Here is a 13693-nt window from a genome sequence, read left to right as displayed (position 1 = left end):
GGATACACAGAATCTTAGTAAAATCGTCATTTTAACTAGCCCTTATTTTTAGAGTAGCAGGTATACTAGTGATTTAAATGATACTTAGTTGCTAAAACACAAGAAAAATTTGAACATTTTATGATGACTGTTTTTTAACCTCTATTGCTTTTAGTGCAATTATGCTATGCTAACTAAAAAAGGAGAAAAGCTAGCATGAATCTTCAAACCGCATTAAAATTATTTTTTACGGGCTTATTTTTATTATTTGTTTTACAACTCATCAGTTATCTCAACTGGTTACTGATCGATCAAGGCGTGATGGATGGTGTTTTGGATAAATATCTATTGCTGAAAACCCCACTAATCATCATTCCACTCCTATTTTTCATCCCCATCTTGCTCAAGATTCTCAACTACTATTTTCCTAACGATAACTGAGTCAAATTTTGTTCGATTTTTTCGCAAAAAAAGACTGGGCAAAATGAAAAAACGAAGCTAACGAGCCAAAAGTAAAAGAACAGAAATCGTTCAATGAAGCCATTTGCAAAAATGACTTGCTTGACGATTCTGTTCTTTTTTCATTTTATCTCTCAAACTCTCGTGCTAATCTTAGAAGAAAGGAAATAGGATTCCAAAAGAGTTTGTTACAAGACCAGATATATTAGTTCAGTATAAAGGCGTTTTGAATACAAAAAATCTATATAACTTCCTCAAGAAAAAAGCGTTTAAAAAGTACCTGGTATTCAACATGCCTCGATACGATAAAACTGAAGTAGATGATTATTTTGCAAGGCTCATCCATCTTTAAACAGAACTCCCCTCTCCAAGATAGAGGGGAAGGGAGTTGTTCGATTATTGGATTGCCGATGCTATATAATGCTCTTATCCATGCAAAAAATCCATGTTGCTATCAATCACAACATGGATTTTAATGTTATTATTTTATAATTTTAAGGATTCATATTTAACATGTGCCTTATTACAAAGGATTGTCAAACTCAATCATTACTTAGCTATTTTATAATTTTTAATCCAATTATGATAAAAATAACCTCATCAAAGTGATGAAGTTATTTAAAAATCAAGAGATACTTCATTTTAATCAATTAAATATACATCAAACTGCCGAGGTTTGCCATCAACTACAACTTCAGTCACTTCGTTTTCCCAAAAGGGCAAAATGTCTTCTTCAAAAATTTCAGTCACCATCTCTTTTGATTGGGAATCTTCCTTTAAGAAAAGTGAATAATCTTCAATTACAAAGCAAATACATTGTTCATTGATCCAGCTCAAATCAGTCATCCAATCTATGAATGAATCCCATCCGTTACTATCTGGTAATTTAAATTTATCAGCCATAATTGAGAAAAATTCCTCTTTGGTCTTAATATCGTCACCCTCAATAGTAACATTAAAGCATGCGCTTTTCTTTCTTTCTTCTTTTATTTTTAAAAGTTCAGATTTACTTATATGGAAAATTTTGTTCTTCAACATTTTATTTTTCCTCCCTACTTAACTTTTACAAATTTTTTATAGTGATCATCTGTGTAATATATCGAACCGTCACTACCTTTGACAAATCGTTCTGAATCCCTGTTACTATCAGGCAATTTATCATTAACATCAAATTCTTTATACTTTATTTTTTCTCCATTCTTATCTGTGCTAGGCAACTTTTCGTCACCATTCCTATAGGTTTTCCCAGCTTTCGTTCCTGCAGTTTGCCCTTCTACATTTCCTTTCCACCCATTTTTATCGTATTTACGATATGAATCTTCCACATTTTTAGGTAAATCACTAATTTTTTTTGAAGATATAGCTTTACTAGTTTTTTCGACACTCTTTTCTACATCTTTCACTTTGTCTGCTTTTTTATTGATCTTATTGAGGTCTTCCATACCTTCAGACACAAATTTAAATCCTTTGCCCCCATACTTTCCTACTTTAGCAAGTGGAATGATAAATAATAAAGAAAGTAGTCGTTCTCCGCCTGATAGCTTTCCTCCTGTGATTGGATCTTTCCCAGTAACTACTCTAGCACCGTCTCCAATGGGTGTAAAGAAATCAGCGATTTCTTTAATCGCTTTCATAGGATCAAAGTCTTTAGCTTCCGCTTTCATTGATTCCGCTTTCTCTAACATTTTCCCTAATCCACCATCTTTTCCTGCCCACTTATCATGTTTTAAGGTGAATTGAATATCTTCTTGTGTAAGGGTACGGCCATCTTTTGACCATGCCCACACATATGTCCCATTTCCTAAATCGATTCGTGTATAGGTTCGTCCAGTCGTATCGGGTTCTTCTTGTTCCTCTTTTTTCTTTTGAAAATCTCGAATAGTCGTTACCCACGCTAGTTTTTCCTGACTGGGTACCACAAATGTACCCGTTGTTGGATTCCAAGCTGTCTTCGTTTGGGCAATTCCTTGATTAATGGCCTGCTTCAAGCTTGCAATTTCTGAAAAAATACTCGGTGAACTCGCATGAAAAGCGACTAATTTTTGAAGCTTCTCTTCGAGTTCCTTTTTACTCGTTTGGTAAACGTCAATCAGAGCCTGATTAAGTTTCAGCTGCAATTGTTGATCCGTTTCTGGTAACGGAGATTGCATCACTTGTTTCTGAAGCGCATTCGCTTGGTTGATGAGGTTGTCTGCCTGCCGGATTTGTTCTTCCAGTTCGGATTGTTTGAGATCCCCGCTATCCACTTCACTTTGGTAACGTTCCGGGAATTTCTTAATGGCTTCCTTTGTCGCTTCCGTTAATAAAATTCCTCCCTGAACTAAGGGGTAGAGTACCGCACTATAATAAGCTTTAGCCGAGTCATACGCTTTTCCTTTCAAAAAAGGCTCTAAGGTAAACTGACTAATTGCTTTTTGAAGCGCTTCATAGCCCTCCAAGTGTTGCTGGCAAACTTGACTCATACTGGTCGCTTGGGCTTTGGATTTCGATACATACATATCGATACTCATGCTTTCGCCTCCTGTTCGTCTAAGAATGCTTTTCTTTTTCCGTAGGCGACTTCATTAGCTTGCTTTTCTAGGTCTCTTTTTTCTTGTTGCAAGGCTTCTTCCATGATGTCAAAATGTTCTTGCGCTGATCGTGAAAGGGAGAAAACCTGTTCTTGCCTGTCTGCACGCAAAAAAGCCCGATCATTTTTCCGAAACTGCCAGCTCACTTCTTCCATAAATCGGAGTCCTTGTCGAAAATGGTTCTCATAGGACTCTTGAAGTTGCTGAACAGCACGTCTTTTTTGTTGATTTTCGTCTTCTTTTTCCATTAACTGCCGTTCCTCTTGTTGCCATTCTGTCCACGTCTTCATGGTGTTGGGCCTCCAATCGATGAAAGGCCGGCTCCTATTTCCGCATCTTTCGCTGCAAAGGCCTCCGCAACGCTTTGCAAGTTCGTACTTGCCGTTGTTAAAGCGTTCACAATCTGGGAAACCGCTTCGCCTTCAGCTTGAATCGCCGTGTGTGCCTGTGTATTCCCTCCAACTGTTGTTTCTTCATCCTTCGTAACGGTTGTTCCTTGTTTCTGAAGCATCGAAACCGCTTGTTGAAGCGCAGTGGCTTTTTCGGAGGCACGTCCTAAATCACTCGCTACTGTGCTCATTCATTATCCTCTCCTTCCTGCCTTTTTCAGAAAAAACGCCTCTTACGAGAAACTCATAAGGGGCGTATTCGGTATGAGGCTTAAAACCCGAAGTTTTGAGAAAGTTGTTGATCTTGTTCTTCCACTGCAGTGGCTGTTTTTTTGAAGTTGTTGTTCAATTTGATCCATCAAATTCGCAAACTCGGTTACTTTTGGTTTTAATTGGTTGAATTGATCATCGAAGCGAGCAAAAGCTTGCCCTTCCCATTCACTACGAAGTTGTTCTTGTGTTTGCGATAAGCGTTGTAGCATTTGTTCAATATCCCGAGCACTTGTGCCGTATGTTTTTGCACGATCCCGTAACTCAGCTGGGGTCATTCTAATTTGTCCTGACATTCTACTCCATCTCCTTCTGTGTTAGTTTTTCACAAGTATACAATAGCACAATATTCTTTTGTTGTCTGTGTCCATTTTGTGACGATTTTCTCCTTGATTCGACAAATATTTTTTAGAATTGGATGAAACGTTAGTTAATCATTTTCTGTTACCATTCCGACTCAGCCTGATACTTATAAAGCTCGATAGTTAAGTTATTGAGTAGTTTTCATAAATTAAAATCTTCAATCCCATTTAATACCGGAAGATTCAACACATCTAGGGTTGTTCCTTTCTGTTGAATAGTATTCATAATCTTGGTTAGATCCTCATTGTTTCGTCCCAATCGTTCTAATTCGCTAACCACAACAATATCCCCATCTCGATATAAGCCATCATTTCTTCAAGGCCTGGGCGTTTGATCGTGCTTCCACTCATTTTATCTACAAATACTTTCTCACAGTGATTTAATTGTTCAACTTGTCTCGCAATATTTTGTTTGGTTGTACCAACTCGAACATAACCAAGTTTGCTCATTTTTCACAAAATACTTCTTCTATTACAAATAGAGCTAAAAAAATCATTTTTATAATTAATTTTACACAACTCTATTGCCCCGTCCGATAATCCCATTATAGGATGATTTCCACCAAGAGTTTGGAACATAAAATAAAAAAGAACAGAATCGTCAAGCAAGTTATTTTTGTAAATGACTTCATTGAACGATTTCTGTTCTTTTACTTTTGGCTCGTTAGCCTCATTTTTTCATTTTGTCCCAGTCTCTTTTCATTAATGATCCTATTTTTATATGCTACTTGTATTTTTTTCTAAAACTATCACATGCTTCAAGATAGTTTTTAAGTTCTTCAGGTTTAGGATACTTTTCACCTAAATTCTCAGCTCTATCATGCACCCAGTCCGAACATAGAGACATTCCTTCATCTATTTCTCTATATATTTCTGCGTTAAAAACAACTTTTTTAAGACTCTTTGTTTTTATAGCTGGGTCATATCTCGTAATAGCTCCCTTGAATATTATTTTCTCAATCATGCGTTCCCAAGTTTCTCTTAATTTTTTACACCAATGTTCAGCATCATCTATATATTCTTTATGCAGATACATTTTTTCCTCACTATCAATACTTTCATATTTTTTTGTTATTGCTTTTAGATTTCCCCTTAAATATTCTATCCTTTCTGAAACAGGCGTATCAATCCATGGTTCATTATCATCTCTCAGTCCTGAAACATTATTGAAGTTTCTGATTACTAATTTAGAACACTCCACTTGTTTGTTTATTCTCCATCTTTCCAAACAATTTACAAAAGCAATATCATGTGTAAAAATAACTACTTGTTTTTGTTTAGCTTCATCCACTAACCTTCTTCCAATAACTTCCTTTCTCTCAACGTCTAAAGAGCTTACAGGATCATCCAAAACAATACATGTATTCTTGTTGTTAAGGCTTGTTTCTGCTAAAAAATTAGCAATGGTAATTGCTCTTTGTTCTCCTTCACTTAAGATCTCTATTGGCTTTCTATCTTTTATTGTTAACTTGCTAAGTGTATTACCCTTGCTCCCCTTTTGCTTAATTTCAGCTGAAAAATCGGCATTCAGTTTTTTACATTCTTCATTAAATCTTTTCACGTATTTATCAGTGACATATTGAGAGAAAAGTGACCTTTGGAACCTAGTGGCTTTTTGTGTGGAGATAGTTATATTATTTGCTGCATCTACCCACTTCAAATCTTCTAAGAATCCCTTTATTTCCGGTAAGAAATCTTTAAGTCGAAGCTTATCATTGTATTCATTTTCAAATTTCTCTATTTCATCAATTTCCCTTTTTACTTTTTGAGTGTTTAATTCAGATATCTCTTTCTCTAAGTGCCTTAAAGCTTCATCACAGATTGTTTCTTCCATTTTAAAAACATCAATTTCTTTTTCCCATTGTAAGATTGATAAATTCTTAATAACACTCTCTTTAATAGTTTCAACTTGCGTTTGCCAACTTGTAAGTTGGCTATGTAAGTTAGGAATTTTCTCCTGCAGCCATTCTTCAAAACTAGAATCTTTTGTAATCAACTTGCAATCAAAGTTTTTGAAATCCTGTATTAACCTTTTAATACTGCTATCTGCTTGGCTTAATTCGGATTCTGCCGAACTTTTTAAGTAAATCCAATATTTATCAATTACCGTTACTCCGTCTATTTTTTGCCCACAAAATATACAATGATCAATTTCTTCTTGAATAACCCCATAGTATTGCTTAGCAGATTCAATAAATTCTTTCCACTCGGGTGAACCTATTTGATATATATGTTCTCCCTCTAATTGAGTTATACCCTCAGCAATTGAAATTTTTTTTAGATCGCTTCTCCTTCGAATTAATTCTTTTATTTTATCAATTCGCTCACTAGAAAACTTTGTATTAATCTCTTTGATTCTTTTTTTCATTTCATTCAATTCTGCCTTACGTTTCTCAAGTAGCTTTTGTTGGTTCATAATATTCAAAGCGACTAGCTCAGATTTTCTCTTCGTTTTTATTTGTAGTTCATTTTTTAAGTGAGTTGTTTTTGCAGCATTTTCAAGATCAACATATTCCGTATTACTATTTATCCTCCTAACCAGTTCTCCTATTAGGGTTTTATTAGGAAATTGACGTACATAGATATTCTCTTTATTTTTTTCCTTAATATCTTCAATCAGTCTTTTTTTAACTTCGTTTATTAAATGGTTAAATTCATCAAAAAAATTAAATTCTATTGGGGCAAAATTTAGTTCTACATCTTTAGTTAAATCATTAGTAGCACTTTTTGAATCAAATACAGCTACTCTACTAAACAATTCATTTTTACGATCATCTGGAAATACTAGGGTTTCAGAATCTCCTTTTTCATTCTCAAAAATAAACTTTGCTCTCGGGGTTGTATTCTCTCCTTTCTTAAATATGTTTGGTAAAATATTCTTATCTCCTCTTGAAATAAAGGCATTATTTAGTAATCTGGCATACCCTGATTTTCCACTTCCATTCAGTCCGTATATAATCGTTAATTGTTTTCCAACTGGGATTGACGAGTTTGATGATAAAGCATTAACTCCTTTAACTTCTGATACTTCATTCCATGTTACCTTAGAGATCGATTTTGGTTCAGTGGACTTGGACAAAAATGCAAGTGACTTTCTTCTAGGGAGCGATCCCTCCAAGTTATGTTCTTGCTTTAATGCCAAATAAACTTCATCTATTAAAGATTCATTTATTTTAATTCCCCTTAAAATTGCATCGGCTCCAACTTGCTGCCAATATGGTTGTTCTCTTACCCACTCCACGATTTCATCTCTAATCATAATGTCATCTCCCTGTGCTATTTTGAGTAATACTCTTTATACACATTATATTATTAATTTTCTTTTTATTCAATAGAATATAGAATTATATCCCTTTGATTATAATATTGCCCTTCTGTTCAAAAATATTTATAATCTGGACTCTTATTTATGGACTATCATAGATACAATAATTAGCTACCACATTTAATAAATTCGCTTTAGTAAAACCCCTCCATAAAAAAGCCTAGAATTTATAATTTCTAGACTCAGGCTATCGAAAAAGCAGCTTATTTAATAGCGCTTTGGGAAGTAGATAAAAAGAGGAGAATACCGACACACTTTATAACTATAAATAAAAAGAGCTATTAGATTTTAAGAAGAAACGAAATATGAAAAATATTTGCTTGCAAGCATAGTCTTATTGTTTGATGGAGGTATGTTAAAAAAGGGCGAGGGAACTTTTGATGGGAAAACTTTGACTGATAGTGAAACTTACTATAATCCTCCCAAAAAACAGAACTAAAGCAATCTACGTACTATAAAATTATAAGGATCAAAATGGGAAAAAGATCTCAGAGAAGATTAAGATTCAATGAAAAAACGATTTTTTGTGAAACCTTTATTTTGACTTGTTAATGGGGTAAAAAACCGGGTAGAAAATCAAAAAAGATTTTCTACCCGGTTTTCATGCTTAGCTAAGATTTATATCCCAGCCTCTTTGCTATTTTATTCTTGCTCAAGAGCTTTCTTTTGACGCATTCTTTCTCTTACGCCAACACGCTTAATTTGTTTACTTCGAAGCTGCCCACAAGCCGCATCAATATCGGTTCCGTGTTCACGACGAACCACACAATTCACGCCATTTTTCTTCAGCACATCGTAAAAAGCAAGCACGTCTTCTTTCCGGCTGCGTTCGTATTGATTGTGCTCATCAACAGGGTTGTAGGGAATCAAATTGACGTAAGACAAACGCCGTTGATTCTTGAGTAAATCCGCTAGCTCCTGCGCTTCTTTTTTCGAATCGTTCACATCGCGCAACATGATATATTCATAGGTCACACGACGGTTCGTTTTTTCAATGTAATATTCGATCGCACTCATTAGTTTTTCGAGCGGGAACGTCCGGTTAATCCGCATAATGTTCGTTCGAATGTCATTATTCGGCGCGTGTAGCGAAACCGCCAAGTTCACTTGGAAATCTTCATTTGCAAAATCAATAATTCTTGGTGCAAGTCCACTTGTTGAAACGGTGATGTGGCGTGCGCCGATTGCAAGTCCCTTGTCGTGATTCACGACTCGCAGGAAGCTCATAACGTTATCGTAGTTATCAAACGGTTCGCCAATTCCCATCACAACAATATGGCTTACACGCTCCTCTTTTCCGCGTTTATCCAAAAAGTGCTGCACATTCATAATTTGCGAAACAATTTCGCCAGCTGTTAAATCCCGTTGTTTTTTCAGCAAGCCACTTGCGCAAAACGTGCATCCAATATTGCATCCCACTTGCGTTGTTACACAAACGGATAGCCCGTATTCATGCGTCATCATAACCGTTTCAATTAAATTGCCATCCTCAAGCTTAAATAAATATTTAATCGTGCCATCAAGAGATTCTTGCACAATTTGTTCTTCTAAAGTGTTTAATACAAAATTATCATTTAATAGTTGAATGCTTTCCTTCGGGACATTGCTCATTTCGTCAAAAGAAGTTATGCGCTTCCGGTAGAGCCATTCCCAAACTTGCGTTGCCCGAAATTTTTTCTGTCCTTGTTCGGTAAACCAAGTCGTTAAGTCATCAAACGTCAATCCGTAAATGGATTTTTTCGTCATTATTCAGCCTCTTCTCTTTAAGATCTCACTCCCATTTTATAGGTTTTCGCACTGCGTGGCAATACTTTTCAGCGTAAACTTTAAATTAATTTATTGTACTTCGTTCCCGCTCTATTTTATACTTAGTACAACACAACCGAACGGGAGGATTTTAATGAATGAATGACTCAGCTCGCAAAATCGAACAAATTATCGAACAAGTAGAACAAGTAATCGTCGGCAAACGACGTGTGATCGAACTTAGCTTAACGGCTCTCTTTGCAGGAGGCCATGTTTTAATTGAAGACGTTCCAGGCGTTGGGAAAACGATGCTCGTCCGCGCGCTCGCTAAATCACTCGATACCGCCTTTCAACGGATCCAGTTCACGCCAGACCTCTTACCCTCAGATGTGACTGGGGTTTCCGTGTTTAATCCCGATAGCCGCAAATTTGAGTTTCGGCCAGGGCCGATCATGGGCAATATTATTTTGGCCGATGAAATCAACCGAACAGCGCCAAGAACACAAGCGGCTTTGCTAGAAGGGATGGCCGAAAATAGCGTCACTGTGGATGGTGTGACTTATCCTCTTGCTGAGCCTTTTTTCGTCATGGCCACTCAAAACCCGATTGAATACGAAGGCACTTACGCGCTTCCAGAAGCCCAGCTTGACCGGTTTCTATTTAAAATGACGATGGGCTATCCAACGAAGGCTGAAGAGATTGAGCTTTTAAGCGGCGAGCGAAGTGCGGATGCGCTTCTAGGCGTCCAAGCGGTCATCCATGCTGATGAACTCGTTGCGCTCAAAAAAGCGAGCCAAAACGTGGCACTTTCGGATGAACTAAAAGACTATATCGTGGATTTGGCACAAGCTACTCGGGAACACCCAGCGATTTCACTCGGAGCAAGCCCGCGCGCAACGATTGCGATGATGCAAGCCGCGAAAAGTTTTGCCTTCATTTCGGGACGGGACTTTGTAACTCCGGATGATATTAAATATCTCGCGCCGTTTGTTTTCCGGCACCGCCTCATTTTAAATGCTAGCGCGCTTTATGATGGTATCCAAGCTGAGCAAGTGATCCAAGACATTTTATCGAGCACAGCCGTTCCAATTGAAAAGGGCGCTTCAAATGAATAAGCTACGTCCGTTGTTTCTTGCCTCAAAGTGGGTTGGACTGGTTTTACTTTTTGCGGGTTTAATCGTTTACACGCTGTTTCAAGGCGACAACGCGAGCTGGTTTTTGACTTATTTTTTCGGTTTGGTTTTGCTTTTCATTTTGGTTTTGTCACTTTACCGGCTAAAAAATTGGCGGTTTGTGCGGAAATTCAATAAGCAGGAATATTTTGCTGGTGATGCCATTGATATTGAACTTTTACTTACGCGAAAATCGCATTTTCCAGTGAGCTACTTGCTCGTTAGGCAGCCGATTCCGAATTCTTTACTTGCGGGACACACGCTTCGCGAGCTAGCTTTTCCTTTTTTCAAGAATACGCTCGCGCTCCCCTTTGAAACACTTGAAGCAAAGCGAGGCATTCACCGTTTCGCTCCACTTGAACTGAGAACGAGCGATCCGCTTGGATTGATCGAACGAAGCATCACGACGGGCGAAGCGGAAACGCTCACAGTTTTTCCAGCTTACTTTCCGGAAATCGCTGACAAATTGAGCGAAGCGGCACCTGAACGCGGCAAGAATGCAACTCATTGGACGATCAAGAAAAATGACAATTTGCATGGTCTTCGGGAATATAGCGCTGGAGACCGCATCGCTTCGATCGACTGGAAAACGACAGCGAAAACCGGCACGATGATGACAAGAGAATTTGAGAATAGCGCTAAAAGTCGGATGAGCGTTGGTTTTTTCGGCGCGCCACATCCAGATTTTGAAGCAGCTCTAAGCGCGGCGTATTCGTTCGTCCGCAAAATGGTGGAGGAAAACGGGGAACTCCGCGTCGCCTTATTTGGAAGTCCCAGCGAAACGCTCGATTTCAACCAAGGAAAAAAGCACTTAAGTGAACTTTCTCATGCTTTTGCCAAAATCAAGCCGCAAGAACCCGCCGTTCTCCTTCCCCTGCTTCAAGAGGAACTCGCGCAAAGTGAGCACTTGTTGCTCTTTACGTCAACTACGAGTGAAGCGCTCCTCCGAGAAGTGCATAAATGGGGCGAAAACAAGGTCACCCTTGTCGCGCTACAAGAAAATGGGCCGCGACATCCGCAAATCATTTACTTATCTAAAATGGCCCTTTCGCGCCGTAAAGGAGGATTTTGATGGGACGAAAAATGTTAAAATTCCTGCTTTATGTGCTTGCGATTTTGCTGATTTCAGAATGGGTTTTTCCGTTTAGTTACTTAACAGAAACCGGATATTCCATCTGGATAGTCGCTTTCATCGCCTTATCGCTCGGAAGCTTTTTTATCGGCTTGCGATTTTACTATTCGATTCCTCTTCACTTACTCGCGATCGCTTTACTGATGGGCATCTTATTTAACGGTGGAAACCTTGTTGATCCGTCCTTTTACGCGAAACTAACGGGAACCGCCATAAAAGGCATTGGCAGTTTGTTTCAACTAGATGCTACAAAAATTGGCGACGAATTTATTTTCATGACCTTTTTGATTGCCCTTTGGCTGTTAGCTTACATCACGGCTTATTCGCTTCTAAAAAAAGGTCGCATCCTAAGCATTCTCGCACTCACCGTGATTTACATTGCCGTTATCAATACCTTCACGGATTACAAAGGAGAGCTAGCACTTGTTCGTACAGTCGTTATCGGCTTTATTTTGCTCCACTTGACGCTAACGGCGAGGCTTGGCGCGAGTCAACTTGATTCCCCCAAGCGATCTCTCGTGTATCATACGAGCCTTCTTGCCGTGCTCGCTATCATGATCGGAATCGCTCTTTCTCTTCCCGTTCATAAACCAATTTGGAACGATCCCGTGCCTTACATCAAGCAAGCACTTGGGATGGATACGACTCGAACGGTGGGCTATAGCGAAGATGATACCGAACTTGGCGGCGCTCTTGATGCTGATTATAGCGAAGTTTTCCAAGTAACTTCGAAGCGCCCGCATTACTGGCGTGTTGAATCCAAACGAACTTATACTGGTAAAGGCTGGGCCAGCCCGAGCTCGACTGATGCGGAAAACTTTGCAAGTTCGGACGAGTTTCCAGTTAATTTGAATGAAAATTACGCCAAGCAAGCAGAACAAGCAACGATTCGCTTTACGGCTTCTAATGACTATCTCGTCTATGCTTACGGCACACAAAATGTCGAGTCCGCAGCTGGGCCGTTCCGTTACGCTGCATCAAACGAAAAAGTCACACCTCAAGGTTCCATCAAAAAGTATGCCCTTGAAATCAGAACGCCGATTTACGACATTCGCAAGATGAAAGAAGCGCCATTTGCGTCGCTCTCGGACGAATTTACGGAGCGCTACACGCAGCTGCCGAATGGGTTGCCGAAACGCGTCAAAAGCCTTGCAAACCGGCTGACGGAAAAAGAAAGCAATACCTATGAAAAAGTGAAAGCGATCGAGCGATATTTGAGTTTTTCCGGTAAATTCCGCTACAGCACGGAAGATGCCGAGGAAACGAAGCGTGGCGCGGATTATGTCGATCAATTTTTATTTGAAACGAAAGTTGGTTACTGCGACAATTTCTCCACTTCGATGATCGTAATGCTGCGCTCTCTTGGGATTCCAGCGCGTTTCGCGAAGGGCTTTACATCCGGGGATGAGGCCGGTAAAGATGGCGCGAATACGATTTACAAAGTGCAAAACAACAATGCTCATTCTTGGCCTGAAGTCTATTTCCCAGGCACGGGTTGGGTTCCCTTTGAGCCGACTGCGACTTTCCAAAACCCTGAAGCTTTCACGAATACAGCTGGAGATCAGCGCTCGGATGCGAATACGAACAGTCAAGCGGAAAACCGGGCGGATACACCCGCAAAACAAGATCAGCCGACTCAAAATGAAGATCGTTCGCAAAAACAACAAGAAAGCAAAGCTAAACAAGAAGGCGCGAAGCAAGAAACAACCAGCCAAGCGAAACCCTTCCAACTTCCAAGTTTCGTTTACTGGATTTTAGGCGGCGTGGCAGTTCTCTTGCTAGCCTTCCTAATTGCTAAGCGGAAAGCCCTGCTCCTACGCTATTTCAGATGGCAAATCGAGCACGATAAACTTTCATTCGACAAGGCTTACCGCCGATTGCTCAAACTGCTTGCTGAAACGAGGAATCCAAGCGAAACCTTGGCCGATTTTGCAACTCGAATCGAAATTCCTGCTTTCACGGAGCTGACTCGGCAATACGAGGCGCACTTGTACGGCGGAAAAGCCATTCCAATCAAACAAGTAGCTCCCGCGTTTCTTGCCATTATCCAAGTTCTACAAGCACCAAAAAAACGAAGAAAACCTTGATCGCCTAAGGGTTTTCTTCGTTTTTTTCCATTTGTCAAAAATGCGAGAATCAGGCAAACAATTACGCAAGATTCATCTTCACGTAAAGCGATTCCAGTTCACAAATTAGGGGGAACAACGTTCTGAAACTGCTTTTCGGGCAAATAAAGCGCATCAAAATCTGACTTTGTGAGTTGCATGAGAGTTCCTTCTTTTCTATTCT

At 39.2% G+C, this 13693-nt stretch carries 10 protein-coding genes and 2 pseudogenes; 4 read left to right on the top strand and 8 right to left on the bottom strand.

Annotation, left to right across the window (positions count from 1 at the left end):
* The first annotated feature begins 195 nt into the window (after positions 1–195).
* On the top strand, positions 196–420 hold the full coding sequence (locus tag UR08_RS00440) for a hypothetical protein (protein ID WP_115751712.1): 225 nt from the start codon (positions 196–198) through the stop codon (positions 418–420).
* A 660-nt stretch (positions 421–1080) separates the two neighbouring features.
* On the opposite strand, the gene UR08_RS00435 is transcribed toward UR08_RS00440, so the two are convergent.
* The 8 genes and pseudogenes from UR08_RS00435 to rlmN form a co-directional block, all read right to left on the bottom strand.
* Positions 1081–1476 carry a barstar family protein gene (locus tag UR08_RS00435; protein WP_115751711.1) on the bottom strand — a complete coding sequence of 132 codons (396 nt, stop codon included), beginning with the start codon at positions 1474–1476 and terminating at the stop codon, positions 1081–1083.
* A gap of 14 nt (positions 1477–1490) precedes the next feature.
* On the bottom strand, positions 1491–2948 hold the full coding sequence (locus UR08_RS00430) for a pre-toxin TG domain-containing protein (RefSeq protein ID WP_115751710.1): 1458 nt from the start codon (positions 2946–2948) through the stop codon (positions 1491–1493).
* The gene (locus tag UR08_RS00425; RefSeq protein WP_115751709.1) at positions 2945–3298 is read right to left on the bottom strand and encodes a DUF3958 family protein; all 354 of its coding nucleotides are present in this window, start codon (positions 3296–3298) and stop codon (positions 2945–2947) included. The genes UR08_RS00430 and UR08_RS00425 overlap by 4 nt, the downstream gene beginning before the upstream one ends.
* Entirely contained in the window at positions 3295–3588 is a 294-nt protein-coding gene (locus tag UR08_RS00420; RefSeq protein ID WP_115751708.1) for a TIGR04197 family type VII secretion effector, read from the bottom strand. The genes UR08_RS00425 and UR08_RS00420 overlap by 4 nt, the downstream gene beginning before the upstream one ends.
* Positions 3589–3668: 80 nt before the next feature.
* Positions 3669–3963 (bottom strand): annotated as a pseudogene (locus UR08_RS00415) (WXG100 family type VII secretion target).
* Positions 3964–4171: 208 nt separating this feature from the next.
* Positions 4172–4479, bottom strand: a pseudogene (locus UR08_RS00410) (recombinase family protein).
* A 274-nt stretch (positions 4480–4753) separates the two neighbouring features.
* Positions 4754–7288, bottom strand: a complete 2535-nt coding sequence (locus UR08_RS00405) for an AAA family ATPase (protein WP_115751707.1) — start codon at positions 7286–7288, stop codon at positions 4754–4756.
* Positions 7289–7996: 708 nt separating this feature from the next.
* Positions 7997–9100 carry a dual-specificity RNA methyltransferase RlmN gene (gene rlmN / locus UR08_RS00400; protein WP_115751706.1) on the bottom strand — a complete coding sequence of 368 codons (1104 nt, stop codon included), beginning with the start codon at positions 9098–9100 and terminating at the stop codon, positions 7997–7999.
* Positions 9101–9258: 158 nt separating this feature from the next.
* Here rlmN and UR08_RS00395 point away from each other — a divergent pair, with 158 nt between their 5' ends.
* Genes UR08_RS00395 through UR08_RS00385 form a run of 3 tightly spaced genes read left to right on the top strand, consistent with a single transcriptional unit; the run spans position 9259 to position 13491 of the window.
* Positions 9259–10215 carry an AAA family ATPase gene (locus UR08_RS00395; RefSeq protein WP_115751705.1) on the top strand — a complete coding sequence of 319 codons (957 nt, stop codon included), beginning with the start codon at positions 9259–9261 and terminating at the stop codon, positions 10213–10215.
* Positions 10208–11344 carry a DUF58 domain-containing protein gene (locus UR08_RS00390; protein ID WP_115751704.1) on the top strand — a complete coding sequence of 379 codons (1137 nt, stop codon included), beginning with the start codon at positions 10208–10210 and terminating at the stop codon, positions 11342–11344. Before UR08_RS00395 ends, UR08_RS00390 begins: the two co-directional genes overlap by 8 nt.
* Complete coding sequence (locus tag UR08_RS00385; RefSeq protein ID WP_115751703.1) at positions 11344–13491, top strand: transglutaminase TgpA family protein; 2148 nt, start codon at positions 11344–11346, stop codon at positions 13489–13491. Before UR08_RS00390 ends, UR08_RS00385 begins: the two co-directional genes overlap by 1 nt.
* Positions 13492–13693 lie beyond the last annotated feature (202 nt).

The sequence above is a fragment of the Listeria kieliensis genome (assembly GCF_003369925.1).
GTDB lineage: Bacteria > Bacillota > Bacilli > Lactobacillales > Listeriaceae > Listeria > Listeria kieliensis_A.
The sequence above is the reverse complement of the archived record's forward strand: the minus strand, read 5'-3'. Positions and strand labels throughout refer to the sequence as shown.

Bases quoted from the DNA above. Each gene is read 5' to 3' on its own strand.
- UR08_RS00440 (WP_115751712.1), top strand. From the start codon at position 196: ATGAATCTTCAAACCGCATTAAAATTATTTTTTACGGGCTTATTTTTA.
- UR08_RS00435 (WP_115751711.1), bottom strand. From the start codon at position 1,476: ATGTTGAAGAACAAAATTTTCCATATAAGTAAATCTGAACTTTTAAAA.
- UR08_RS00430 (WP_115751710.1), bottom strand. From the start codon at position 2,948: ATGAGTATCGATATGTATGTATCGAAATCCAAAGCCCAAGCGACCAGT.
- UR08_RS00425 (WP_115751709.1), bottom strand. From the start codon at position 3,298: ATGAAGACGTGGACAGAATGGCAACAAGAGGAACGGCAGTTAATGGAA.
- UR08_RS00420 (WP_115751708.1), bottom strand. From the start codon at position 3,588: ATGAGCACAGTAGCGAGTGATTTAGGACGTGCCTCCGAAAAAGCCACT.
- UR08_RS00405 (WP_115751707.1), bottom strand. From the start codon at position 7,288: ATGATTAGAGATGAAATCGTGGAGTGGGTAAGAGAACAACCATATTGG.
- rlmN (WP_115751706.1), bottom strand. From the start codon at position 9,100: ATGACGAAAAAATCCATTTACGGATTGACGTTTGATGACTTAACGACT.
- UR08_RS00395 (WP_115751705.1), top strand. From the start codon at position 9,259: ATGAATGACTCAGCTCGCAAAATCGAACAAATTATCGAACAAGTAGAA.
- UR08_RS00390 (WP_115751704.1), top strand. From the start codon at position 10,208: ATGAATAAGCTACGTCCGTTGTTTCTTGCCTCAAAGTGGGTTGGACTG.
- UR08_RS00385 (WP_115751703.1), top strand. From the start codon at position 11,344: ATGGGACGAAAAATGTTAAAATTCCTGCTTTATGTGCTTGCGATTTTG.